Raw genomic sequence first — 24,308 nt, 5'->3', positions numbered from 1 at the left:
ATTTGAAGGATTTTTTATGGCTAACGTTTTCGCCAAAGGGCTGTTGCTGAGCATGGCGCTCAGCTTGCTGACCGCCTGCAATGACCAGAATACCCGCCCGCAGATTGATATTGAGGGCAAAACCATGGGCACCTTCTACAGCGTCAAGGTCAGCGGTGATGTGGCCATCAATCAACAACAGTTACAGCAGCAGATCGACGCCGTGCTGGAACGCGCCAACGACGATATCTCCACCTACCGCAATGATTCTGTGCTGTCGCGCTTTAATCAGAGCCGCAGCGTAGATCCACAGCAGATCCCACGCGGCATGGCGGACATTATTCTGATGGCCCAGCGCATCGGCCGCGATACTCAGGGCGCGATGAATATTACCGTCGGCCCACTGGTCAATTTGTGGGGCTTTGGGCCGGATAAGCGAGTGGTCAAGGTACCGAGCCAACAGCAAATAGAGGCGGCGCAAAAAAATGTTGGCCTGCAGCACCTCAAACTGATCGCTGACGATCATGGTGAATGGTTGCAAAAAGATCTGCCGGAGATGTATGTCGATCTCTCAACGCTGGGTGAAGGCTATGGCGTTGACCAGTTGGTAGGGTTGATGGCGCGCAACGGCATCACCAACTACCTGGTCTCGGTTGGCGGTGCGGTTTCTTCCCGCGGCGTTAACGGCCAGGGCAAACCCTGGCGGGTGGCGATCCAAAAGCCTACCGACCGCGAAAATGCGGTACAGGCTTTGGTGGATTTACAGGGTTATGGCATCAGTACTGCCGGTAGCTACCGCAACTATTTCGAACAGGACGGTAAGCGCTATTCGCACGTGATCGATCCCACCACCGGCCGGCCGATAACCCACCGTCTGGTGTCCGCCACGGTGATCGCCCCAACCGCGCTGGAAGCCGACGGTTGGGATACCGGACTGATGGTACTGGGGACAGAAAAAGCCCTGAAACTGGCGCAGGAGAAAGGGCTGGCGGTCTATCTGATCAGCAAGACCGACGAAGGGTTCAGTGCCGTGATGACCCCCCAGTTTAAAGCCTTCCTGGTGAAGTAATTTCTGACGCAGTGATCCGGGGGCGCAGAATACCGCGCCCCCGTTCCATCATCCCTTACGGTGCAACAACAAATACACCGCCGGCACCACCAGCATCGACAGCAGTGGCCCCTGAGTTTGCATCTGATCTGACGAAGGCAGGCTGTTTTGCATATGCATCGTATGCTGGTCCATTGGCGCTTCACCGCTGAACTGCAGGCTGCAATTATGGCTGGCCAACGCCAATTGGGTATTCAACAACAGCCAACTGACGACCAATAGCCATCCCTGCACAGGCCCGCTTTTTAGCGAAGTGCAAACGGTGCGTGGATAAAGAGATGGACGCCAAAGCCGACATCAGGTGATTCCAGAGTGTGGAATGCCGGATTATATCGGCCAAGTGCTTGCGCAAGAATGGAATTTACACCCGCTGTCAAAGCCGTCTTTGCCAGGTGGCTGGAAATAAAAATACTTTAATATCAATCAACCGGTGGCGTCTCAGCCAAACAAAAACCCAGCGCGGAGGCTGGGTTTTATACGGGGAAACTCACCGACGGAAGGTTATTTGGTTAACGCGATAATACCCAGCGTCAGACCGGCAACCGCCGCTGCACCACCGGCGATAGCGCCTGCGGTTTCCCAGTTATCCTGAGTGGTGCCTTTCATACAGGTGTTGGTGTGCACCAAACGCCCCTGATCGTCATAAACCGGAACACAAGGTGATTCAGTCGCGCACCCAGCCAAAAATACCGACAGCAGCCCAACTGCAATTAACTTTTTCATTCTATTGCCTCAATGTTCGATCACTCTGAAATCCTACGCCGAGTGATATACGCGCTATTGAGCCATTGTATGCGCAAAAGGCTGAATGAAGCGTTAACGTTCCGTCAGAAGATGTAATTTGAGATAACTCCGAGCGGCCAACCGGCAGGATCGACAGGCATTAAAAAGCCCGCGAAAACGCGGGCTTTATTCTAAAACCTTGAGCCGGTATTACTTCTGCAGCTTACGCATTACCAGCGTGGCGTTGGTGCCGCCGAAACCGAAGCTGTTGGACATTACGGTAGTCAGCTCGCGTTGAGTCGGCTGAGTCACGATGTTCATGCCTGCAGCTTTCTCATCCAGATTTTCGATGTTGATGCTCGGCGCAATAAAGCCGTGCTCAACCATCAACAGGCTGTAGATCGCTTCCTGCACGCCGGCGGCGCCCAGTGAGTGACCGGTCATGGCCTTGGTGGAGGAGATTGCCGGGGTGTTGTCGCCAAACACTTCACGGATAGCGCCCAGTTCTTTCACATCGCCAACCGGCGTAGAAGTCCCGTGCACGTTCATGTAGTCGATTGGGGTGTCAACGCCCTGCATAGCCATCTTCATGCAACGCACTGCGCCTTCGCCTGACGGCGCAACCATATCGGCACCGTCGGAGGTCGCCCCGTAGCCGATGATCTCAGCGTAGATGTGCGCGCCACGTGCCAGAGCATGTTCCAGCTCTTCTACTACCACCATACCGCCGCCGCCGGCGATGACGAAACCGTCACGCGCTGCGTCATAGGTACGGGAAGCTTTTTCCGGGGTGTCGTTGTAGCTGGTGGACAGAGCGCCCATTGCATCGAACTCACAGGCCATTTCCCAGCACAGTTCTTCACCACCGCCGGCAAAGACTACGTCCTGCTTGCCCAGTTGAATCAGTTCAACCGCGTGGCCAATGCAGTGTGCAGAGGTTGCGCAGGCTGAGCTGATGGAATAGTTGACGCCACGAATTTTGAACGGGGTTGCCAGGCAGGCGGAAACGCCTGAAGCCATAGCTTTGGTCACCATGTACGGGCCAACGCCGCGCAGGCCTTTGGCCCGCATGCCGTCGGATCCGGCAACCTGGTTACGCGGAGAGCCGCCACCTGAGCCAACGACCAGACCGGTGCGATCGTTGGAAACCTGATCGGCAGCCAGACCTGAGTCTTTGATAGCTTCTTCCATGGAAAGATAGGCATAAACGGACGCATCGCTCATAAAGCGCATCACTTTACGGTCGATCAGACCGGTAGTGTCCAGTTTAACATCGCCCCATACGTGACTACGCATGCCGGAATCTTTCAGCTCCTGGGAGAAAGTGATCCCAGAACGTCCTTCCTGCAGGCTCGCCAGGACCTCCTGCTGGTTGTTACCAATGCTGGAGACGATTCCCAGGCCAGTAATCACTGCACGTTTCATTCAGTACCTCTTCCACAATTTTACATTCGGGATTTTGCATCGCACTTTAGCGTACAGATGTACGCCGAACAAGTCCGATCAGCGTTTTTCAGCTTTATTCTTATCCAGTTTGCGCCATAGCGCCAGCGCCGTTAGAATCCCGTCACCCCTTGAGTTACGAGCAACCAACCGTGAGCCACGCCCCGATCCAAACCGCAGCGTTATCCTGGAATGAACAGGGTACACCTGTTTCGAAACAGTTTGATGACGTCTACTTTTCTAATCAGGATGGGCTGGAAGAAACCCGCTACGTGTTTCTCAAGGGCAATCGGCTGCCGCCACGTTTTGGCGAGCACCCTCGCCCGCTGTTTATCGTGGCGGAAACCGGCTTCGGCACCGGACTTAATTTTTTAACCCTGTGGCAAGCCTTTGCCGACTTCCGTGCCACAACGCCGGAGGCCACGCTGCAGCGGCTGCACTTTATCAGCTTTGAAAAATTCCCGCTGCTGCAGGCCGATCTCGCAGCGGCACATGCGCGTTGGCCAGAGCTGGCTTCCTATGCCGACGAGTTACGCGCCCAATGGCCGTTGCCGCTGCCGGGCTGCCACCGGCTGTTGCTGGCGGAAGGCCGCATTACGCTGGATCTGTGGTTCGGTGACGTGAACGAATTGCTACCGCACTTCGACGCCAGCATGCACCGCCAAATCGACGCCTGGTTCCTCGACGGCTTCGCCCCGTCGAAAAATCCGGATATGTGGACCGAGCAGCTGTTCGCCGCCATGGCGCGCTTTGCCCGGCCGGGGGGCAGCCTGGCCACCTTCACCGCCGCAGGTTTTGTGCGGCGCGGGCTGCAGCAGGCCGGATTTGAAGTCATAAAAAGCAAAGGGTTCGGCCAGAAACGTGAAATGCTGATTGGCGAGTTGCCTGCCGATGCGCCGGCAGTTGCCCACCCCACGCCCTGGTTACTGCGCCCGGCAGCCGACAATACCGACGATATCGCTATCATTGGCGGCGGCGTTGCCAGCGCCTTGACTGCCCTCGCCTTGCTGCGCCGTGGTGCCAAGGTCACGCTGTATTGTGCCGAACCTCAGGCGGCCGAAGGGGCATCGGGCAACCGTCAGGGAGCGCTTTATCCGTTGCTGAACGGCCGCGGCGATGCCCTGGAGAATTTCTTCAGCGCCGCTTTCCTTTTTGCCCGCCGTCAGTACGACACGCTGGTAAAACAGGGCGTGACGTTTGACCACCAGTGGTGTGGCGTCAGCCAATTGGCCTATGATGAAAAGAGTGCCGGGAAGATTGCCAACATGTTGGCGGTTGCATGGCCACCGCAGCTGGCCGTGGCGGCCGATCGCACCACGCTCAGCGCCCTGTGCGGTATCGACAGTGGTTTTGGCGGCATTAACTACCCGCAGGGTGGCTGGCTGTGTCCGGCCGAGCTGACGCGCAATGCGATAGCCCTGGCGCAACGTCAGGGGTTGAGTTGTCACTATGAATCTGACGTCAAGGCCCTGACCGCCACCGACAGCGGCTGGCAGCTCAGTGTCAACCAGGGTGAAATCCGACAGCATGCGACGGTGATCCTGGCCAACGGCCACCGGCTTGGCGAACTGGCGCCCAGCGAAGCGCTGCCGGTTTATGCGGTGCGCGGCCAAGTCTCCCATATTCCCACCACTCCAGCGCTGAGCGAATTGAAACAGGTACTGTGTTACGACGGCTACCTGACGCCGGTCAATGCCAACAACCAACAGCACTGTATCGGCGCCAGCTACCAGCGCGGTGAAACCGCCACCGAATACCGCGAGGAAGAACAGCAGGATAACCGTGCCCGCCTGCTGCGCTGCCTGCCGGATCAGAGCTGGCCGCTGCAGGTGGACGTCAGCGGTCAGCATGCCCGCTGCGGCGTGCGCAGCGCCACCCGCGATCATCTGCCGATGATTGGCGCGGTACCAGACTATCAGGTTACGCTGACGCAGTATCAGCATCTGCAACGCCAGCATCAACGCGGCGAGGCTATCGCCAATGCGCCAGGTTATCCCAATCTGTTTGTGATTGGCGCGCTAGGTTCGCGTGGACTGTGCTCGGCACCGCTGGCGGCGGAAATTTTGGCGGCGCAGCTGTTCGGCGAACCCTTGCCGGGCGACGCAGAAATGTTGGCGGCATTGAATCCGAACCGGATGTGGGTAAGAAAACTGCTGAAGGGGCGTGCGGTTTAATCGCGGTGTTACGAGGCGCTGTTATCAGCGCCTCGTAAAGCGAGTCAGGCGGTCGGCAGTGCGGTTTGATACAGATTTTCCCACATGCCATACACCAATACCTGGTCCGGCGGCGACAGCTCACCGGCAGCAATGGCTTTATGCAGGCTGCTTTCCACCTGCGTTTTCAGCGCTTCGGCGCTGTGCTCACCCAGCTCTTCCACTTCGGCAACCGCCAACGTCAGATGACCGCGCAGGTAGCCACCGGCAAACAGTTCATCATCGCTGGCGTGCTCTACCATGTCATCAATCAGCGCCAAAATGCGCGCTTCGAATTCTGCGATCATCAAATTTCCTCTAATACCCTTCATCTTCCAAACCGCAGCATTGTTGGCTACGCTCGCTCACCCCAGTCACTTACCAAGGTAAGCTCCTGAGGATTCGTTTGCTTGCCGCCTAGCTACAGCTCGAAAGCTATTGGGTATATTTTTCATTTAAACAATATAGTCAGTTGAGATCTTCCGGATAGGGGAAAAGCTCAGCCGTCAGCGGTGGCGTATTGTAAAACGATTGTAACGCCTGAATAAAGCGCGCAGGTCTTGTGGGTATTCCCTGTTCCAACAGCAACAGTACCCGTTCGCGTACCTTACGCTGGAAGGCGATGCGATCCGGTTCGCAGTCACCGTTCAGATTGTCGCAGCTGACGTTGAACGGGAAACCGGCCGCCACGCAGAACATCCACTCCAGCGACTGCGGTTTAATTTCCACCGCTTCAAATTCGCTTTGCGTCTGTGCGTCGCGCCCGTCCGGGCAGTACCAGTAACCGAAATCGACCAGTTTGCGACGCTGTTCACCGGCAATGCACCAGTGAGAAATCTCATGCATGCCGCTGGCGTAATAGCCGTGGGCAAAGACAATGCGGTGGTATGGCAGTTGGTCGTCGGCCGGCAAATAAATCGGCTCATCGTCGCCTTTAACCAGCCGGGTGTTGTAATCATCACTGAAGCACTGATTAAAGATATCAATCAGCTGTTCGTATTGATGGGTAGCCTGCGTGTCTGACATAAACAAATCCAATAACCACAAAAATAAAGCGGTAATTATTTCATGTTACCGCTCGCTTGGCATGCTAAAAATGCAGCGCCAGCCACTGCTGAATTTCCGTACCGTGATTGTCGTACAACAGCTTGCAGCTCATCACCAGAGAAACGATGACGATCATCGGGCGGATCAGCTTTTGCCCACGGGTCATCACCATATGCGCCCCGAGCCGTGCTCCCAGCACCTGCCCTACCAGCATCACCAGACCGATGCTCCACACCACTTTGCCGCCGATAATAAACAACACCAGGCTGCCAAAATTGGAAGTAAAGTTCAGCACCTTGGCGTGAGCGGTGGATTTGGCCAGGTTAAAACCGCACAGCGTCACATAGGCCAGTGCGTAGAAGGAGCCGGCACCAGGGCCAAAGAAGCCGTCATAAAAACCCACGCAGCCCCCGGCCACCAGCCCGAACGGCAAGGCGCTCAAACGGCGCTGTCGATCACTCTCCCCCAGACGCGGGGTCAGCAGAAAGTACAGGCCGATGCCGATCACCAATAACGGCAACATTTGCCGTAGCAGATCGGCACGCATGTGCTGCACCAGGATCGCTCCGGCAACAGAACCGATCAGCGCCAACAGAATTGTCAGCTTTTGATCGTTGAGATCAACGGCTCGTCGGCGGATGAAATACAGGCTGGCGGATAAGGAGCCCCCCACCGACTGCAGTTTGTTGGTCGCCAGCGCCTGCGCTGGAGACACCCCCACCGCCAGCAGTGCCGGTACGGTCAACAACCCACCCCCACCGGCAATGGAGTCGATAAAGCCCGCCAGCAATGCCACCACAAACAAAACCCCGAGCATCTCGGGGCCAACGACGAACCACTCCATTTATACCCCTCTTATTTGAAGCTGCATCTGTGTTGATTGCACTCATTCACCCGAATCACTTACTCATGTAAGCTCATCGGGATTCATTCCCTTACCGCCTTGATGCAACTCCAATTACTTTGGGTATATTATTCCGCAGCAAAATGGTTATTCAGCAATGCCTGACAGGTAGGCGGTAATGGCGGCGGTACCGGTTTACCCGGCTTGGCACTCGGCTGATGCGGAATGAACCAACTTGCCAGTTCGGCACCACAGCCGTCACCCGGCGGTGGGGTATCCTGTTCTTTACACTCCAGGCTACCGGCCGGACAACGCAGGCGCACATGCATGTGCGCACGATGGCCAAACCACGGCCGCACCTTGTGCAACCAGTCACGATCGGCACCGGCATCCAGGCACAGACGCTGCTTGATCGCCGGGTTGACGAAGATGCGTGTCACTTCCCGATCCTGCGCCGCCGCTTTGATTAAAGTTTCAATCTGCGGTTGCCACTGGCGCGCAACCACCTGCTTACCGTCGCTGGAAACCAAATCGATCGGTTGCGGCTTCAGCAGTTGCTGTGCACTCCAGCGTTGGCGCGGCAACTGTAGCCAGATATCGACATCAAGCCCGGACTGATGGCTGGCATGGCCGCTGCTGAAGCGCCCGCCGGCCGGCATCGCCATATCGCCGATCAGTACCGTTCCGAGATTTTTTTGGCTTGCCTTGCTGCTCAGACGCTGGATAAACGCCAGCAGATCCGGGTGGCCAAAGTAGCGGCGTTGATCGGGGCGCATCACCTGATAATCCGGCGAGTTCAACGGCAGCGGCTGGGCACCGATAATGCAACCATTGGCAAACCCCCCCACCGCCTGCGGCGCACCGGCCACCGGGTTCTCGATTTTCTGCCACGGCGTCAATGCCATGGCGGAACCCGAAGCCATCAGGGCAAGAATGCCCAACATCCAGTTTTTCATGGTGATTACCAGCGTGGAACGTTAGAAACCACATCACCGTTCTGCGCACGTTGGCGCAGCAGGTGATCCATCAGCACAATCGCCATCATCGCTTCGGCAATTGGTACCGCACGGATGCCTACGCAAGGGTCATGGCGGCCACGGGTGACCATTTCCACGGCTTCGCCCTGGCGATTGATGGTTTTGCCCGGCACCATGATGCTGGAGGTTGGTTTCAGCGCCAGATGGGCGATCACCGCCTGCCCGCTGCTGATACCGCCAAGGATGCCGCCCGCATGGTTGCTCTGGAAACCTTCCGGGGTGATTTCGTCGCGGTTTTCGCTGCCGCGCTTGGTCACAACGCTAAAGCCGTCGCCAATTTCCACGCCTTTTACCGCATTGATGCTCATCAACGCATGCGCCAAATCCGCGTCGAGGCGGTCAAACACCGGTTCGCCAAGGCCTACCGGCACGTTTTCTGCCACTACGCTGACCTTGGCGCCAATGGAGTCGCCCTCTTTTTTCAGCGCGCGCATCAGCTCGTCCAGGGCTTCCAGCTTGTCCGGATCCGGACAGAAGAACGGGTTCTGTTCGACCTGCTCCCAGTCTTTCAGCTCACAGACCACGTCGCCGATCTGCGCCAGGTAACCACGCACCTGTACGCCAAATTTCTGCTGCAGGTATTTCTTGGCAATCGCCCCTGCTGCAACACGCATGGCCGTTTCACGTGCCGAAGAACGGCCGCCGCCACGGTAGTCGCGCACGCCGTATTTTTGTTCGTAGGTGTAATCTGCATGCCCCGGACGGAACACGTCTTTAATCGCACCGTAGTCCTGCGAGCGCTGGTCGGTGTTTTCGATTATCAGCCCGATGCTGGTACCGGTAGTCACACCTTCAAACACGCCGGAAAGAATACGGACCTGATCCGGCTCACGGCGTTGGGTGGTATAACGCGAGGTGCCTGGACGACGGCGGTCCAGATCGTGCTGCAAATCAGCTTCGGTAAGCGGAATGCCCGGCGGCACACCGTCTACGATACAGCCCAGCGCCACACCGTGAGATTCACCAAAAGTGGTGACGCGGAAAATCTGCCCAATACTGTTTCCTGCCATCGCGGATCCTTACCCTTAATTATTATCTCTGTTGGGCCCGCCAGAGCAGGCCCGAAGAATGCTTAGCTGCGATAGATGCTGAAATGCTCTTTGCAATCTACCAATTGCTGTTTGGTTAGCATGAACACCCCGTCACCGCCGTTTTCGAACTCCAACCAGCTGAACGGAATATCCGGATACTGTTCCATCAGATGTACCATGCTGTTACCCACTTCACAAATCAGCACGCCGTCGTCGCTCAGGTAATCCGGCGCACAGGCCAGAATGCGACGTACCAGCTTCAGGCCGTCACTACCCGCCGCCAGACCCAGTTCAGGTTCAAAGCGGAACTCTTCCGGCAGATCTGACATGTCTTCTGCATCAACGTACGGTGGGTTGGTGACAATCAAATCGTACTGGATCGCCGGAAGATCGCGGAACAGATCGGAACGGATCGGCGTCACCTGCTGTTCAACACCCAACGCCTGAATATTGCGCTCGGTCACCGCCAGCACGTCGGCGGAGATGTCTACCGCGTCCACTTCCGCATCCGGGAAAGCATAGCCGCAGGCAATGGCAATACAGCCGCTGCCGGTACACATGTCGAGAATATGGCTCGGAGGATGAGGGATCAGTGCGCTGAAGCGATCGTTGATCAGTTCGCCAATCGGGGAACGCGGTACCAGCACGCGCTCATCAACATAAAACTCCAGGTCGCAGAACCAGGCTTTGTTGGTCAGGTAGGCGACCGGAATGCGCTCGTTGACGCGGCGGATCACGCGTTCAACGATGCGGTGGCGCTCACTGGAGGTCAAACGTGCGGTGTGCATGTCCTCTGGAATATCCAGCGGCAGGAACAGGCTCGGCAGCACCAATTGCACCGCTTCGTCCCACGGATTGTCGGTTCCGTGACCATAGTAGATATCCGCGGCGTTAAAACGGCTCACCGTCCAGCGCAGCATATCCTGAATGGTGTGCAGTTCATTCACTGCTTCCTCGACGAAAATTTTGTCCAATTTGCCCTCCGGCAGGCACTGTGATTCATGATTTAGCCGCATAGTTTGCCATGAAGCCCGCGACAAATCACGCTAACCCCTTGCGCTTTTCATTTTGGCGCGAATTTTGCGTCGACAGATACCCGCGACACGGTAAACTACCGCGATAAATGATTTCCGGTGAATGAAAAATGAAGAACAAGCACCCTCTGAGCAAAGATGAATTGCAGCTCTTCAGAGAGTCGGTAGTAGACGCAAAAAAGCTGCGTCAGGACACCATTGTCCACCGTAAACCCAAGCCAAAAACCAAACAAATTGCCCCGCAGCGCCTGCTGCAGGAACAGGTGGACGCCAGTTATTATTTCTCGGATGAATACCAACCGCAGTTGGAAGAGGAAGGCCCGACGCGCTATGTGCGCCCCGGTTACAGTGCTTTTGAACTGAAAAAACTGCGCCGCGGTGACTATTCACCGGAGCTGTTTCTCGATTTGCACGGCCTGACCCAAATGCAGGCCAAGCAGGAGTTGGGCGCATTGATCGCCGCTTGCCGACGCGAACACGTACACTGCGCCTGTGTGATGCACGGCCACGGCAAGCATATCCTTAAACAGCAAACCCCGCTGTGGCTGGCGCAGCATCCCGACGTACTGGTGTTCCACCAGGCCCCCAAGGAATGGGGCGGTACCGCGGCCATCTTGCTGCTGGTCGAACTGGCCGACTAAACGGCAGAAATGACAAAAGGGCGATATTTAACATCGCCCTTTTGTTTGCAACCGGCCTGCGGCCCCTACACTTTAGCCATCACCTGCGACGGACTGACCTGCCATTCAAATTTACCGCAGCTGCCGTCAGCCGCCAGATCAACGTTGGCGATTGCCGAGGTGGCAAACATCGGCGGACATTCACCCGGGCAAAGCTCAGCCACCAGGTAACCCACCAGCGGCAAGTGGGAGACAATCAGCACCGAGCTGATCCCCTGCTGTGCCAGCACCTGCAAATAACTGCCCACCAGGCTGGCGTCTCCGCCCGGCGTCAACTCAGGCAGCACTTCTTCGCTCGCCGGCAAGGTCAAGGCTTCGCGCACCGTGGCCAGCGTCTGTTCGGCCCGCAGATAGGGGCTGACCAGCACTCGTTCAATATCCACAGACTTGGTATTTAACCAGGCCGCCATCTGACGTGACTCATCACGGCCACAAACAGTAAGAGGTCTTACCGAATCGCTGGCCGCATCGAGTGCCGCCTCTCCGTGACGCATAATCAAAACTTGCATATTGCACCGCTGTTGTTGACAAAATAACGCTATACAGAAACGCCGAGCGTGCTGTATCGCCGAGTTTTACAACCCCAAAGCAAAAGCTTTGAAACGATAACGCGCCGTCTCTTTATGGCGGCCGGGCATTTTGCCTGAAAGTTCACGTAAAGAAAACGCTGTTTTTTACATCAATAGCGTTCCGATACGCATTCAATGCTCACATAACAACCAATTCAACAGGTTAAATTTTAACCTTCTCAACATGAATTTTATTGATGGCGGCCAGTTTTACACCGCCATCGGGCTACGTTACCTCGTCCCTATCCCCCTGTACAGTGGGTGGGATTGCCGGTAGTGCAAGGAGTGATAACGATCACAAAGCCCCTTGATCCTACTCTAGTACAATTCACGTCAGCGCGCCGCTCAAGACCCCTGCGGATAGAAGCGCTCGCCCTGCTGGGCCATGCGCTGCAAACGTTCACAGGGCGCAAAATATTCCCCGTGCTGGCGCTGCAGGTACTCCAGCGTTTTAACCACCTTGTCGGCGCCAAGCTGATCCATATAGCGGAAGGGCCCGCCAAGGAACGGTGGGAAGCCAATGCCGAACACGGCACCGATGTCACCGTCGCGGGCGCTGCGGATCACGCCTTCATCCAGACAGCGCGCCGCTTCGTTCAGCATCATCATCACGCAACGCTGCGCAATAACCGCCTGCTGCAAATGCGACTTCGGTGTAATGCCAAGCAGAACATACACCGAGGTATCGGCACGTTTGTGCCGCTGACGTTGCTGGCCTTCACTCGGGTACAGATAAAAGCCACGGCCGTTTTTGCGCCCTTTACGCCCGTCTTTGAGCACCGCATCGAAAGCCGCCGGGGCGGCAAAGCGCGGCCCCAACTGTTCCACCAGCACCGGACTTATCTTGGTGCCGACGTCAATGCCCACTTCATCGAGCAGGGTTATCGGCCCGACCGGGAAGCCGAAGTCGACCAGCGCCTTGTCCAGCGATTCGATCGGCTCACCTTCCAACAGACAACGCGCCGCTTCATTTATATAAGGAGCCAAAATGCGGTTAACGTAGAAACCGGCACGATCGGCAACCACAATCGCCGTCTTGCCCTGTTTTTGCGCCAATGCCACGGTGGTGGCAATGGTTTCTTCGCTGGTACCGGCATGAGGTATCACCTCTACCAGCGGCATTTTATCGACCGGGCTGAAATAATGCAGGCCGATCACCTGCTCCGGCCGCTGCGCGCCGGCAGCAATCTGGCCAATCGGCAGCGATGAAGTATTGGAGGCAAAAATAGTGTGCGGGGCCGCGTGTTGTTCGATCTCGGCCACCATCTGCTGCTTGAGCGACAGATCTTCAAACACCGCCTCAATCACCACGTCCACCCGATCAAAACCGGTGTAATCGGTCGAACCGGAGATCAGCATCATCTGTTTTTGTCGCTCAGCCGGACGCATGCGTTTACTGCGAACCCGTTTGCTGAGCACATCCCAGCTGTATTTTAACGCGTGGTTAATGCCCGTTTCGTTAACGTCTTTAATTCGTACCGGCAGACCGCCGCGCGTAGCGGTCACGCAGGCAATCCCACCGCCCATCAAGCCGCCACCGAGGATCCCGATACGATGTAATGCATGAGGTTGTGCATTGCCGCCGCGCTCTTTCTTCAACGCGGTAGAGGCAAAGAACAGGCTGCGTAACGCCGCTGACTGTGGCGTCATCGCCAGCTCGCCGAAGGCCTTGGCCTCGGCTTCATAACCGCTGGCGCTACCATTATCCAGACCGGTACGCACCACCTGAATAATGCGCTCCGCCGCCGGATAGTTGCCGTGCGTTTTTGCCAGCGTTTTCTTGCGTACAATGCTGAACAGCAGGCTTTTACCCAGCGGGCCGTTGAGCAAACGCTCCTGCCACGGCAATTCACGTCGGCTTTGCCAACCCTGTTTGACTCGTTCGATGGCGGTCTGCAGCAAGATCGATTGCGGCACCGCGTCGTCCACCAGCCCCAGACGCAGCGCCTGACGCGCCCGAATGTGTTTGCCGGTCAGGATCATGTCCAGCGCCTTGCTGGCACCAATCAACCGCGGCAAGCGCTGAGTGCCGCCGGATCCCGGCAGCAAACCCAACTGAACTTCCGGCAGGCCGAGTGCAGTTTTATCATCCAATGAGCAGACGCGGCCGTGGCAGGCCAAAACCAGCTCCAGGCCGCCACCCAGGCAGGCACCGTGAATGGCTGCCACTACCGGAACCTGGAATGCCGCAATCTGTGCCAGGGTGCTTTGGCCTTTCTTCGCCAGCGTTTCGACTTCTTTGGCGGTGGTACAGGCGGCAATCATGGTGATGTCTGCGCCGGCAATAAACGAATCCGGCTTGCCGGAAACGATCACCAGCCCTTCCAGCGCTGGATGCTGCTGCGCGCGGATCAGTACGTCGTTGACCTGTTCGATAAATTCGGCCTTCAGCGTATTCACCTTCTCGCCGGGGACATCAATGGTGATCACGCCAATGTTGTCCGGACGTATCGTCAGCTGAAAGGCTGAGGGCTTGGCTCGCTGTTCGTGCAATGCGTTTTCAAAACTCATTATTCCACCTCTACGATCATTGCGGCCCCTAACCCTCCGGCCGCACAGGCGGTGGTCAACCCCAGCCCACCACCACGGCGTTTCAGCTCGTGCAGCGTTTGGGTGATCATGCGTGCGCCGGTAGCGGCAAACGGGTGGCCGTAGGCGATCGAGCCGCCCAATACGTTGAATTTATCCATATCCACTTCACCAATCGCCCGGCTGCGACCCAATTTTTGCTGGGCAAACTCGTCACTGGCAAACATCTTCAGGTTGGCCAGGGTTTGTGCGGCGAAAGCTTCATGCATGTCGATAAGCGTCAGATCAGCCAGGCCGATACCGGCGCGATCCAACGCCAGCGGTGTTGCGTAGGACGGCCCGAGCAACATATCTTCCCACACGTCGATGGCAGAGAAGGCAAAGCTGCGCAGGTAGCCCAGCGGTTGTAAGCCCAGCTCTTTCGCCCGCGATTCACTCATCATCAGTACCGCCGCCGCACCGTCGGTCAACGGCGTGCTGTTGGCGGCAGTAACGCTGCCATGCTTACGGTCAAATGCCGGTTTCAGCTTCGCGTAGGAAGCCAGGCTGGAGTCTTTGCGGACGTTGTTGTCTTCGCTAATTTGGGTGCGATACGGCGGCACGTAGGCGGTCATCACCTCATCGTGCAACAGCCCCTGTTCCCAGGCTTTGGCCGCCAACTGATGTGAACGGTGCGCCAGCGCATCCTGCTCTTCCCGGGTGATGCCGTGGCTTTTCGCCATTTGCTCGGCAGTATCCCCCATACGCAGGCCGGTAGAATATTCCGCCACCGCCGGAGGGACCGGCATCAGGTCACGGAATTTCAGTCGGCTGAACAGCTTGAGGCGCTGTGACAGGGTACGGGCCTTGTTAACGTCCACCAGCGTGCGCGCCAGCGCTTTGCTGACGCCGATAGGCAAAACGGAAGAAGAGTCAGCGCCGCCGGCAATGCCGATACTGATGCTACCGGCCATAATGCTTTCCGCCACGTTGGCAATCGCCTGGAAGCTGGTGGCGCAGGCACGCGACACGCTGTAGGCATCGGTATGCACGCTCATACCGGTACCGAGCACAATTTCACGCGCAATATTCGGCGCTTCAGGCATTTGCACCACCTGGCCGAACACCAGTTGCTCGATCAACGCCGGATCGATGCCAGTGCGGGCCAACAGTTCACTCACCGCCGTTTTACCCAAATCCACCGCCGGAATACCGTGATAAGCGGTCGCCTGTTTGGCAAAGGGGGTGCGCAGTCCATTTATAATCGCAATACGGTCACCGTGACGGGTCACCAACGGCAGTGCCTTACTCATAAACGCTCCTGAAGAGAATAACGTCAGCGCAACGGCTAAAAAGAGGTCTGACCTGATGGGGTCATTGTTAACCAAATGTTTATATTTGGCAAACCGGCAGAAGTGAAAACTGAGAGCAGGAGCAACTTTCCAGGGAGGGATTATGGGGCAGAAGACGGTGCGGGTAAGCCCCGCACCCTTTTAAAGCAGCAATTAACGCAGGCCGAGCTGGAAAATAAAGGTTTCTGCCTGGCAGGCAAAGGTGAAATCAGCCACCAGTTCTACACCACCGTCAACCGGTTTAATGCTACTGCTGATGTCGCAAGGGTCAGATTCCACACCCCGGGCTTTTTCAGTCAACGCGGCCAACATTTTCTCTGCATCCTGCTGATTGGCAAACACCTGGCTGTAGGAGGCGGTGCAATCGGTATTGTCCATGACGGTGCCAACGTCTACACAGCAACAAGCGGCAGTTTCCTGGGCGCTACATTTATTAAGTGAATTTGACATGGTTAATTCTCCTCAGGGACCGCCATTACGCGCATCCAAATTGCCATTTAAACGCTGGCGCAAAGATACAAGATTCTGTGTCTATTTTACTCTGTGGTGAAACCGATCACTAGCACTTACTTTTTATAGGTGTTTTAAGTGATGGAAATCACAAATGAAAATCGTTGTCTGCTAAGGAATGGTAAGAATTTTGTTATCTATCGCTGGTTTTTTGTTAGCCAGATCTCTCTTTTGATATCAATTTGGAAATATTTCAAAAACAATGTTGCAACATTCTCACAGGTCGGACCTATAATTCAGCCACTGGTCTGATTTGTCTGAATGGGATCGGACCCTACAATCGCGCGCTTCCTTGTTACTTTATGTAACATGTTTAAATAATAAACACATAAAATGAGGTTTTGGTCATGAGCCAGAAAAACCTATTTACTAAATCAGCTCTCGCAGCTGCAGTGGCAATTATTTCTTCAAACGTGTCTGCCGCCGGATTCCAGCTGAACGAGTTCTCAGCAGCTGGTTTAGGACGTGCGTATTCTGGTGAAGGTGCCATGGCAGACACTGCGGCTTCTGCCAGCCGTAACCCAGCCCTGTTGATGATGTACACTCGCCCAGAGCTGTCTTTCGGCGCTGTGTTTATCGATCCGGACGTGGACATTTCAGGCAAATCACCTTCAGGTGCCAGCCTGGACGCAAAAAACATCGCCCCTACCGCCTGGGTGCCGAACCTGCATTATGTACAGCCAATTAACGATCAGTTTGCCGTGGGTGGCTCTGTCACCAGTAACTACGGCCTGGCTACCGAATTCAACGACGGTTACACCGCAGGGGCTTATGGCGGTAAAACCGACCTGACCACCCTAAACCTCAATCTGAGCGGTGCTTATCGTCTGAACAAACAATTCAGCTTCGGCCTGGGCTTTGATGCGGTTTACGCCAAAGCCAAGCTTGAGCGTTATGCCGGTGAATTGCCGAAATTGATCGCAGGCTCTGGTCAGTTGCCTCCGCAATTGGCAGGCCCGGTATCACAGATCCCGGCCGATACCCAGATATCTCACCTGAAAGGTGACAAATGGGGTTTCGGTTGGAATGCCGGTATTTTGTATGAAGTGGATGAAAACAACCGTTACGGTTTCACCTACCGCTCCGAAGTGAAAATCAAGTTCGACGGCGATTACAAGAGCAGCCTGCCATCCGCCTATAATCCACTCCTGGGTGCTCTCGGCCTGCCTATGGGCACCAACGGCAGCACCATTCCCGGTTCTCTGGACTTGAACCTGCCAGAAATGTGGGAAATCTCGGGCTACAACAAGGTTGCGCCACAGTGGGCCGTTCACTACAGCATGGCTTACACCAGTTGGAGCCAGTTCCAGGAGCTGAAAGCCACCGGCAGCAACGGTCAGACGCTGTTCGAGAAGCATGAAGGCTTCAAAGATTCTTACCGCATCGCATTGGGTACCACCTACTTCTACGACGACAACTGGACCTTCCGTACCGGTATCGCCTTCGATGACAGCCCGGTTCCTGCTCAAAACCGTTCGATCTCAATCCCGGATCAGGACCGCCTGTGGCTGAGTGCCGGTACCAGCTATGCGTTCAACAAAGACGCCTCGGTTGACGTCGGTATCTCCTACATGCACGGCCAGAAAGTCACCATCAAAGAAGGTCCATACACCTTCGATTCAGTGGGCAAGGCCTGGCTGTACGGCGCCAACTTCAACTACCGCTTCTAATCCTTTCGATGATGAAGTCAGAGCGCCCTGCGGGGCGCTTTTTTTTGCCCGCTAATCTCAAAGCATAAAAAACCCGCCATCAAAGCGGGTTCTTTATCTTCGCTACCAACCGAGGTTATTGCGAGTCTATCTCGTCCAGATCGCCCTGAATTGCCTGGGCGTTCGGGTTAACTTCCGGCTTCAGCGAGCCGCCGTTCGCCAGGAAGTCGTTGCGCTGGAAGTAGGCTTCACGCACCATCAGGTATGGATCGGAAGAGTTGTGCAGCAGGCCGTCGGAATCGAGCAGCTCGGCACGGGTTTCTATCCCCTCAACCACCCATTTACCCGCCGACATCCAGAAGGTCAGGTAGCTCAGCACCGGATAGAGGCTATCCGCCCAGTCACCGCCCTCTTCACGCAGGGTGAAGCTGCCATAGCCCGGCAACATCACATAAGGGCCGTAACCCACACCGTAGTGCCCCAGAGTGCTGCCGAAACGGTTCGGCTCTTCACGCGCCAGTTTCGGGTTAGCCATGCCAGCCACGTCGATCAGGCCGCCCATCCCCAACAGGGTGTTGAGGAAGAAACGGTTAAAGTGGATCATTCCCTTGTACGGATCACCCTTCAGGAAGGAGTTGACCATGCTGGCCGGTTCTTCCAGGTTGGAGGTGAAGTTGCTGATGCCATTACGCGCCGGCATCGGCAGATAGTCACGCCAGGCCACGGCCACCGGGCGCAGGACATACGGATCCAGGACGTTATAGTTAAAGTTGAACATCGTCCGGTTAAATCCTTCCAGAGGATCGGATCGCCCTTGTGGTTCATTTTGTGGCGTGCTGGCACAGCCCACCAATAACACCGTTGTGAAAGCCAGCCCAGTCAGGCGAAAATTCATATTCTTCTCCATGAAAACACGTTCGGTCTTTTTATTCAGGGAACCTGTTTGTTTATCTGAACGTCAATCTGCTCTTTACCGCTGAAATTCTGCAGCGCACTCTCACCGAACCAGTCACCCGCCTGTGGCGTGGCCAGACCGTCCTGAGAAATCCGCACCCGCACCTTGACCTGATGCTGGGCCGAAAGCAGGCGTTCAGGCATCATGGCATTGCTGTCATCCAAAGAGAATGATAGCGGGAAACGGCTTAAGGGCAGCTGTTTTACCGCCACCGGCACCGGATTGGCACCATCGGTCACCGAGATTACCAGCGTCCCCTGCGGCGGCAAAGCGTTAGTCGCCTGCGGCGATAACGTCACGTTAACGCCAAGTTTAACAGTTTCTCCGCCTGCCTGTGTTTTTGCTTGTTCAATACTGCGCTTTATCACTTCGGCGCGTTGATCGTTAGCCGGCAACAGTTTCAGCATGACCTGCCAGGCACCAATAGCCTGCTTGAAATCGCCCTGCTCAAAGGAATTAAACGCCAACAGGCTCAACACGCGCAGATTGGTATGATCTTCGGCGATCATCTTGCGCAGCATCTGCGTGGCCTGCTTGTTATCCTCTGGATCGTTAGAGCGCGTCAAGACTTCCGCGTAGCCGAGGCGCACTTCCAGACTATTCGGATCGAGTTGATAAGCATGGGCGAATGCCTGAGTCGCGGTGGTAGCGTTGTTCAATGCCATGCCGACCCGCCCCAACATCATCCAGTCGTTGATATTGCGGTCATCCTGTTGCAACGCAGTACGCAGCCCCAGGCCGAGACGGGCAATCTCTTCCATGCTCAGCGGTTGGGCACGTTCATTGGCAACCCGAGCGCGTAGCTCCGGCATTTGAGCTTCCACCTGCTGCCAGTCCAGCACCTGCGCCAGTCCACCGGTTTTCAGATAGAACCCCAGGGTGACCACCACCAGTAACGCTACGCCGGGCACCAGTGCCCAACGGTTGATCGGCTTCGCCTGCGCGTCCTGCTGACCGGGAATATCATTGAGCAGATTTTGCTGCAGTTCCTTCACCATCTCCGGACGCTCGGCAACCACGCCCTGATCTTCGTCCTGCTCCAGTTCGTGCAGACGATCCTGATAAAACGCTTTATTCAGCGTATCGCGGCTAGCGGCAGTGTTTTTGTCGCTTTGGCGCATCGCCGGCACCACCAGTAACGCCGCAGCGCCGACCAGCAATACAATAATAATCAGCCAAAAAGCCATTAGGGTTTCTTCCTGTCAGTCTCTTTCAGCAGCGCTGCCAAACGCTGTTGCTCCTGCTCGGAGAATTCATCGTTAGCGTTAGCAGCACCGGCGCGGCGACGGCGAGTGCGCAGTATCACTACCGCCCCGCCGATCAGCACAAACAGCAACGGGCCAACCCACAGGATCAGCGTCGCCGGAGTCACCGGCGGCTCGTAGGTGACGAAATTGCCGTAGCGCGCCACCATGTAATCGATGATCTGCGGCTTACTCTGCCCCTGCATCATCAGCTCATACACCTTGGTGCGCATGTCCGCCGCAATGATGGCGTTAGAATCGGCAATGCTGTTGTTCTGGCATTTCGGGCAGCGCAGCTGCTCGGTCAATTCACGGTATTGCTGTTCCTGCTCCACCGATTTGAACTGATAGGTATCAATAGCCGCAGCCGCGCTCCAACTCAGCAGCAGAGCGAAGACCAGGGTCATCAGCCTCATGCCTCACCCCCGTATTTTTTGTACAGCGGCAACACTTCCTGCTGCCAGACGCGCTCATTCATATCCCCGGCGTGGCGATAGCGAATAATGCCCTGTCCGTCGATCAGGAAGGTTTCCGGCGCGCCATACACGCCCAGATCCAGCCCCAGCATGCCGTCGCCGTCATACAGGCTGAGCGCATAAGGGTTACCCAGCGAGTTTAGCCAGGTCACCGCCTTGCTGCGATCGTCTTTATAGTTCAGCCCCACCACGCGGATACCGCGCGTGGCCAACGTATTGAGGTATTGATGCTCGGCACGGCAGGTCGGGCACCAGGTGGCCCAGACGTTCAGCAGCATGGGTTTGCCATTGCGCAGCACTGCCTGATCGTAAGTCTTGCCGGGGCTTTCGAGCGATTCCAGTTTGAAGGCCGGTACCGGTTTGCCGATCAGCGCCGACTCCAGCATGGTCGGATCCTCACCACCGGCGTTGCGCGTCAATTGCACCATAAACGCCGCCACCAGCAGCAGGAACAGAATTAACGGGATAAACAGCAGCTTACGGTTCATGCCTGCTCCTCCAGCTTGCCTTCACGCTTGAGTTTTTTACTCATCCGATAGCGCGGGTCGAGAATACACAGGATGCCGCCGATCGCCATAAATACCCCACCGAACCAGATCCAGCGCACGAAGGGTTTATAGTACAACCGCACGGCCCAGGAGCCGTCGTCCAGCTCTTCGCCCAGTGCCGCATACAGGTCACGGCTGAAGCCGCCGTCGATGGCCGCTTCGGTCATCATGCTGCGCGCCACGCTGTAGTAGCGTTTCTCCGCGTGCAGCGTCGCTTCCGGCTTGCCGTTGCGCGTGACGTCGATGATACCGACGCCGCCGGTATAGTTCGGCCCACGGATATCGTGCACATCACGGAACACAAAGTGATAGTTATGGATATCCACGCTGTCGCCAGCCTTCATGCGGACATCGCGTTCCACGCTGTAATTCTGGCTAAAGGCAATACCGATTACCGTCACCGCGACACCAAGGTGACCCAGCACCATGCCCCAGTGACTGCGGGAAAGATGGCTCAGGCCACGCCAAAAACCGTGGCGATGAGTAGCGCGTTCGTGCAGTTCCATCAGCGTCAGGATAATCACCCAGACCGCCATAATCAGCCCCACCACAGTCATACCGGCGATGCTGTCTTGCAGCAGCCACGGCAGCAGGATCGACAACACCAGCGTAATCACCAGCGCCACGCTCAGGCGACGCCACAGCTTGGTCGGTTCATCACGGCGCCAGCGCACCAACGGGCCGATGCCCATCAGCAAGGCCATCGGGGCCATCAGCCAGGTAAACATGGTATTGAAGAATGGCTCGCCAATAGAAATGCTGCCCAGGCCAAGCTGTTTATGCACCAGCGGCAACAGCGTGCCCAGCAACACCACCAGCATCGCGGCAATCAACAGTACGTTGTTGCCCAACAGGAAGGTTTCACGCGAGAAGGTTTCATGCTGCACCCGGCTGCGCACCTGGCCGCCCTTAACTGCGTACAACAGCAAAGAACCGCCGATCACAATCACCAAATAGGCGAGAATGAACATGCCGCGCGCCGGATCGGAGGCAAAAGAGTGTACCGACACCAGCACGCCAGAGCGCACCAGGAAGGTACCCAGCAAGCACAGCGAGAAGGCGGTAATCGCCAGCAATACCGTCCAGGCCTTGAAAGTCCCGCGTTTTTCAGTCACCGCCAGCGAGTGCATCAGCGCCGTACCGGCCAGCCACGGCATAAATGAAGCGTTCTCTACCGGATCCCAGAACCACCAGCCGCCCCAGCCCAGTTCGTAATAAGCCCAGGCAGAGCCCAGCACGATACCCATGGTGAGAAACACCCAGGCCGCCGTGGTCCAGGGACGTGACCAGCGCGCCCAGGCGGTATCCAGCCGGCCGGCCATCAGTGAGGCGATAGCAAAAGCAAAGGCCACCGAGAAGCCGACATAGCCCATGTACAGCAGTGGCGGATGGAAAATCAGACCGATATCCTGCAGCAGCGGGTTGAGATCGCTGCCGTCGATCGGGAAATTCGGCAAGGTGCGGGTGAACGGGTTGGAGGTCATGATAATAAACAGCAGGAAACCTGCGGTAATCATGCCCATCACCGACAGCACGCGTGCCACAGCGTCTTGCGGCATCGCACGGCTGCACAATGCCACCGCCAGTGACCAGCAACTCAGCAGCAGCACCCACAGCAGCAGCGACCCTTCATGGGCCCCCCAGGTGGCGGCGATGCGGTAATACACCGGCAGTTGCGTGTTGGAGTTGGCGGCCACATAAGCCACGGTAAAATCATTGGCCACAAAGGCATACACCAGGCAGATGAACGCCAGCGCGATAGCGGCAAACATGCCGTAGGTCAGTGGACGCGCCACCGCCATCATACGGCGATCCTGACGCGCTGCGCCCCACTGCGGGTAAATGCTCAGCAGCAGCGAAATCGCCAGCGCCAGACACAGCAGAAAACTTCCCGTTTCCGGCATCATGATTTAGCGCCCTCGTTCTGCGGGGTGGCGTAAGCCGAAGCCGGCCCCTTATGGTTTTCTTTCATGGCGTCGGCCACCTCCGGCGGAGTGTATTTTTCATCGTGTTTCGCCAGCACTTCACGCGCGTTCACCACGTTGCCTTCGCCCAATACGCCCTGCGCCACCACGCCCTGCCCCTCACGGAACAAGTCCGGTAAAATACCGGTGTAGGTGACGTCGATGGCACCGCGCGCATCGTAAACCTTGAAGCTGACCTGCAGCGTTTTCTGATCGCGTTTCACCGAGCCGGGCATCACCATGCCGCCAATACGCAGGCGTTGGCCCACTTCCGGCTTTTCATGATTTTCGCCCTTGCCCTGCAGAATTTCGCTCGGGGTATAAAACAGATCGATGTTGGAACGCAGCGCATACAGCATCAGGGTCGCGGTAAGCGCAACGCCGATCAGCACTACGATCGCCAGATACAGGCGACTTTTACGACGTGGATTCACAATGATTTCTCCCGCGGGTTGGCGGATTTTTGTTTCGACTGCTGCGATTGGCGAATACGCCGTTCGCGCGCCTGACGGCGGCCAATCTCATCGAGCAATTGTCGGCGCTGCCAGAAAGTATGCGCCACCAGGCCCAACAGCGAGAGCAGCGTAACGGCCACCGCCAGCCAGACGTAGAAGGCATAGCCCCCCATGGCGAAAAACGCCTGCCAGGAAGTAAATGCGGCATTCATGGTTGGCGCTCCTTATTGACCAGCCCGGCGACCCACGGACGCTGACTTTCCTGAGACAAAATCAAATTGCGCAGGCGCATTAAAGTGAGGGTAATAAAGAACAGCAGGTAGCCGAGGATCGCCCAGCGCAGCGGGGTGCGCATGCTTGGCGCGATGCTCTGTTGCATATTGGTCGATCCCTGGTGCAACGTGTTCCACCATTCGACCGAGAAATGAATAATCGGGATGTTTACCACTCCCACCAGCACCAAAATACCGGCGGCGCGGCCCGCCAGGCGGCGATCCTCAAAGGCGTTGTACAACGCGATAATACCGATATACAAGAACAGCAACACCAGCTCGGAGGTCAGGCGCGCGTCCCACACCCACCAGGTGCCCCACATCGGCTTGCCCCAGGCAGAACCGGTGACCAGAGCAATAAAGGTAAATACCGCGCCGACCGGCGCCATCGCCGCCACCACCGTATCGGACATTTTCATCTGCCACACCAGGCCGATAAATGCCGCTACCGCCATGGAGCCATAGATCCCCATCGACCACATGGCGGCCGGGACATGGATATACATGATACGGAAGCTGTCGCCCTGCTGATAATCCTTGGGCGCAAAGCCAAAACCCCATACCCAACCCAACAGCAGGCAGGCCGCGCCGGCCAGCCCCAGCCAGGGGATAAAGCGGCCGCAGACACGATACAGCCGTTCAGGCTGGGCAAACTGATGTAACCATTTCCACATTGTCGTCATTGCTC

General features: G+C 56.6%; 25 protein-coding genes. 4 read left to right on the top strand and 21 right to left on the bottom strand.

The genetic code is table 11. The features are described from left to right. Positions 1-16 precede the first annotated feature (16 nt). Complete coding sequence (apbE, locus tag OCH02_RS00650) at positions 17-1,048, top strand: FAD:protein FMN transferase ApbE (RefSeq protein ID WP_261429246.1); 1,032 nt, start codon at positions 17-19, stop codon at positions 1,046-1,048. Between the two features lie 48 nt (positions 1,049-1,096). Here the strand turns inward: apbE and OCH02_RS00645 are convergent, their stop codons facing one another. From OCH02_RS00645 to fabB, 3 genes are all read right to left on the bottom strand, one after another. Continuing rightward, the gene (locus tag OCH02_RS00645; protein WP_261429244.1) at positions 1,097-1,321 is read right to left on the bottom strand and encodes a hypothetical protein; all 225 of its coding nucleotides are present in this window, start codon (positions 1,319-1,321) and stop codon (positions 1,097-1,099) included. A gap of 267 nt (positions 1,322-1,588) precedes the next feature. Beyond that, positions 1,589-1,810, bottom strand: coding sequence for a hypothetical protein (locus tag OCH02_RS00640; RefSeq protein WP_004947462.1), 222 nt, complete (start codon positions 1,808-1,810; stop codon positions 1,589-1,591). A 210-nt stretch (positions 1,811-2,020) separates the two neighbouring features. Continuing rightward, positions 2,021-3,235: a beta-ketoacyl-ACP synthase I gene (gene fabB, locus OCH02_RS00635; protein WP_012146081.1), complete on the bottom strand. Its 1,215-nt coding sequence runs from the start codon at positions 3,233-3,235 to the stop codon at positions 2,021-2,023. Positions 3,236-3,405: 170 nt separating this feature from the next. Here fabB and mnmC point away from each other — a divergent pair, with 170 nt between their 5' ends. Beyond that, positions 3,406-5,427, top strand: coding sequence for a bifunctional tRNA (5-methylaminomethyl-2-thiouridine)(34)-methyltransferase MnmD/FAD-dependent 5-carboxymethylaminomethyl-2-thiouridine(34) oxidoreductase MnmC (gene mnmC / locus OCH02_RS00630; RefSeq protein WP_261429243.1), 2,022 nt, complete (start codon positions 3,406-3,408; stop codon positions 5,425-5,427). A gap of 44 nt (positions 5,428-5,471) precedes the next feature. On the opposite strand, the gene OCH02_RS00625 is transcribed toward mnmC, so the two are convergent. From OCH02_RS00625 to prmB, 6 genes are all read right to left on the bottom strand, one after another. Next, positions 5,472-5,753 (bottom strand): YfcL family protein, encoded by a 282-nt coding sequence (locus OCH02_RS00625; RefSeq protein ID WP_012146083.1) that lies wholly within the window; start codon positions 5,751-5,753, stop codon positions 5,472-5,474. 160 nt (positions 5,754-5,913) lie between these two features. Further along, positions 5,914-6,471 carry an elongation factor P hydroxylase gene (locus OCH02_RS00620; RefSeq protein WP_012146084.1) on the bottom strand — a complete coding sequence of 186 codons (558 nt, stop codon included), beginning with the start codon at positions 6,469-6,471 and terminating at the stop codon, positions 5,914-5,916. A 64-nt stretch (positions 6,472-6,535) separates the two neighbouring features. Further along, positions 6,536-7,336, bottom strand: a complete 801-nt coding sequence (locus OCH02_RS00615; RefSeq protein ID WP_261429241.1) for a sulfite exporter TauE/SafE family protein — start codon at positions 7,334-7,336, stop codon at positions 6,536-6,538. Positions 7,337-7,464: 128 nt separating this feature from the next. Continuing rightward, positions 7,465-8,292, bottom strand: coding sequence for a penicillin-insensitive murein endopeptidase (gene mepA / locus OCH02_RS00610; RefSeq protein ID WP_261429240.1), 828 nt, complete (start codon positions 8,290-8,292; stop codon positions 7,465-7,467). 5 nt (positions 8,293-8,297) lie between these two features. Then, positions 8,298-9,383, bottom strand: a complete 1,086-nt coding sequence (gene aroC / locus OCH02_RS00605; RefSeq protein ID WP_261108524.1) for a chorismate synthase — start codon at positions 9,381-9,383, stop codon at positions 8,298-8,300. Between the two features lie 62 nt (positions 9,384-9,445). Then, on the bottom strand, positions 9,446-10,378 hold the full coding sequence (gene prmB, locus OCH02_RS00600; RefSeq protein WP_261429239.1) for a 50S ribosomal protein L3 N(5)-glutamine methyltransferase: 933 nt from the start codon (positions 10,376-10,378) through the stop codon (positions 9,446-9,448). A 170-nt stretch (positions 10,379-10,548) separates the two neighbouring features. Between prmB and smrB the strand changes: the two genes are divergently transcribed. Next, positions 10,549-11,079, top strand: coding sequence for an endonuclease SmrB (smrB, locus tag OCH02_RS00595; RefSeq protein ID WP_261153411.1), 531 nt, complete (start codon positions 10,549-10,551; stop codon positions 11,077-11,079). A gap of 65 nt (positions 11,080-11,144) precedes the next feature. Here smrB and sixA read toward each other — a convergent pair whose 3' ends face one another. From sixA to OCH02_RS00575, 4 genes are all read right to left on the bottom strand, one after another. Next, entirely contained in the window at positions 11,145-11,627 is a 483-nt protein-coding gene (gene sixA, locus OCH02_RS00590) for a phosphohistidine phosphatase SixA (protein WP_017893534.1), read from the bottom strand. A gap of 405 nt (positions 11,628-12,032) precedes the next feature. Then, positions 12,033-14,198 carry a fatty acid oxidation complex subunit alpha FadJ gene (gene fadJ, locus OCH02_RS00585; RefSeq protein WP_261429237.1) on the bottom strand — a complete coding sequence of 722 codons (2,166 nt, stop codon included), beginning with the start codon at positions 14,196-14,198 and terminating at the stop codon, positions 12,033-12,035. Continuing rightward, the gene (gene fadI, locus OCH02_RS00580; RefSeq protein ID WP_261429235.1) at positions 14,198-15,508 is read right to left on the bottom strand and encodes an acetyl-CoA C-acyltransferase FadI; all 1,311 of its coding nucleotides are present in this window, start codon (positions 15,506-15,508) and stop codon (positions 14,198-14,200) included. The genes fadJ and fadI overlap by 1 nt, the downstream gene beginning before the upstream one ends. Before the next feature lie 192 nt (positions 15,509-15,700). Then, the gene (locus OCH02_RS00575; protein ID WP_135317410.1) at positions 15,701-15,997 is read right to left on the bottom strand and encodes a YfcZ/YiiS family protein; all 297 of its coding nucleotides are present in this window, start codon (positions 15,995-15,997) and stop codon (positions 15,701-15,703) included. 407 nt (positions 15,998-16,404) lie between these two features. On the opposite strand from OCH02_RS00575, the gene fadL reads away from it, so the two are divergent. Next, positions 16,405-17,727, top strand: coding sequence for a long-chain fatty acid transporter FadL (gene fadL / locus OCH02_RS00570; protein WP_261429233.1), 1,323 nt, complete (start codon positions 16,405-16,407; stop codon positions 17,725-17,727). Positions 17,728-17,842: 115 nt separating this feature from the next. Here the strand turns inward: fadL and mlaA are convergent, their stop codons facing one another. From mlaA to OCH02_RS00530, 8 genes are read right to left on the bottom strand one after another with little or no spacing between them, the layout of a single operon-like run. Then, entirely contained in the window at positions 17,843-18,601 is a 759-nt protein-coding gene (gene mlaA / locus OCH02_RS00565; RefSeq protein ID WP_261429232.1) for a phospholipid-binding lipoprotein MlaA, read from the bottom strand. Between the two features lie 35 nt (positions 18,602-18,636). Further along, positions 18,637-19,848 carry a c-type cytochrome biogenesis protein CcmI gene (gene ccmI / locus OCH02_RS00560; protein WP_261429231.1) on the bottom strand — a complete coding sequence of 404 codons (1,212 nt, stop codon included), beginning with the start codon at positions 19,846-19,848 and terminating at the stop codon, positions 18,637-18,639. Next, on the bottom strand, positions 19,848-20,321 hold the full coding sequence (locus OCH02_RS00555) for a cytochrome c-type biogenesis protein CcmH (RefSeq protein WP_112363885.1): 474 nt from the start codon (positions 20,319-20,321) through the stop codon (positions 19,848-19,850). Before OCH02_RS00555 ends, ccmI begins: the two co-directional genes overlap by 1 nt. Continuing rightward, positions 20,318-20,869: a DsbE family thiol:disulfide interchange protein gene (locus tag OCH02_RS00550; RefSeq protein ID WP_261429230.1), complete on the bottom strand. Its 552-nt coding sequence runs from the start codon at positions 20,867-20,869 to the stop codon at positions 20,318-20,320. The genes OCH02_RS00555 and OCH02_RS00550 overlap by 4 nt, the downstream gene beginning before the upstream one ends. After that, positions 20,866-22,836 (bottom strand): heme lyase CcmF/NrfE family subunit, encoded by a 1,971-nt coding sequence (locus OCH02_RS00545; protein ID WP_174353912.1) that lies wholly within the window; start codon positions 22,834-22,836, stop codon positions 20,866-20,868. The genes OCH02_RS00550 and OCH02_RS00545 overlap by 4 nt, the downstream gene beginning before the upstream one ends. Next, positions 22,833-23,327, bottom strand: a complete 495-nt coding sequence (gene ccmE, locus OCH02_RS00540) for a cytochrome c maturation protein CcmE (RefSeq protein ID WP_012146100.1) — start codon at positions 23,325-23,327, stop codon at positions 22,833-22,835. The genes OCH02_RS00545 and ccmE overlap by 4 nt, the downstream gene beginning before the upstream one ends. Then, a complete protein-coding gene (gene ccmD / locus OCH02_RS00535; protein WP_012146101.1) occupies positions 23,324-23,560 on the bottom strand; it encodes a heme exporter protein CcmD in 237 nt (78 codons plus the stop codon). Before ccmD ends, ccmE begins: the two co-directional genes overlap by 4 nt. After that, positions 23,557-24,294, bottom strand: coding sequence for a heme ABC transporter permease (locus OCH02_RS00530; protein WP_012146102.1), 738 nt, complete (start codon positions 24,292-24,294; stop codon positions 23,557-23,559). Before OCH02_RS00530 ends, ccmD begins: the two co-directional genes overlap by 4 nt. Between the last annotated feature and the right edge of the window lie 14 nt (positions 24,295-24,308).

Origin of the sequence: Serratia quinivorans, assembly GCF_946227985.1 — a bacterium.
In the GTDB taxonomy this organism is placed as follows: Bacteria; Pseudomonadota; Gammaproteobacteria; order Enterobacterales; family Enterobacteriaceae; genus Serratia; species Serratia quinivorans_A.
Note: the sequence above shows the minus strand (reverse complement) of the source record. Positions and strands in the feature narration are given on the sequence as shown.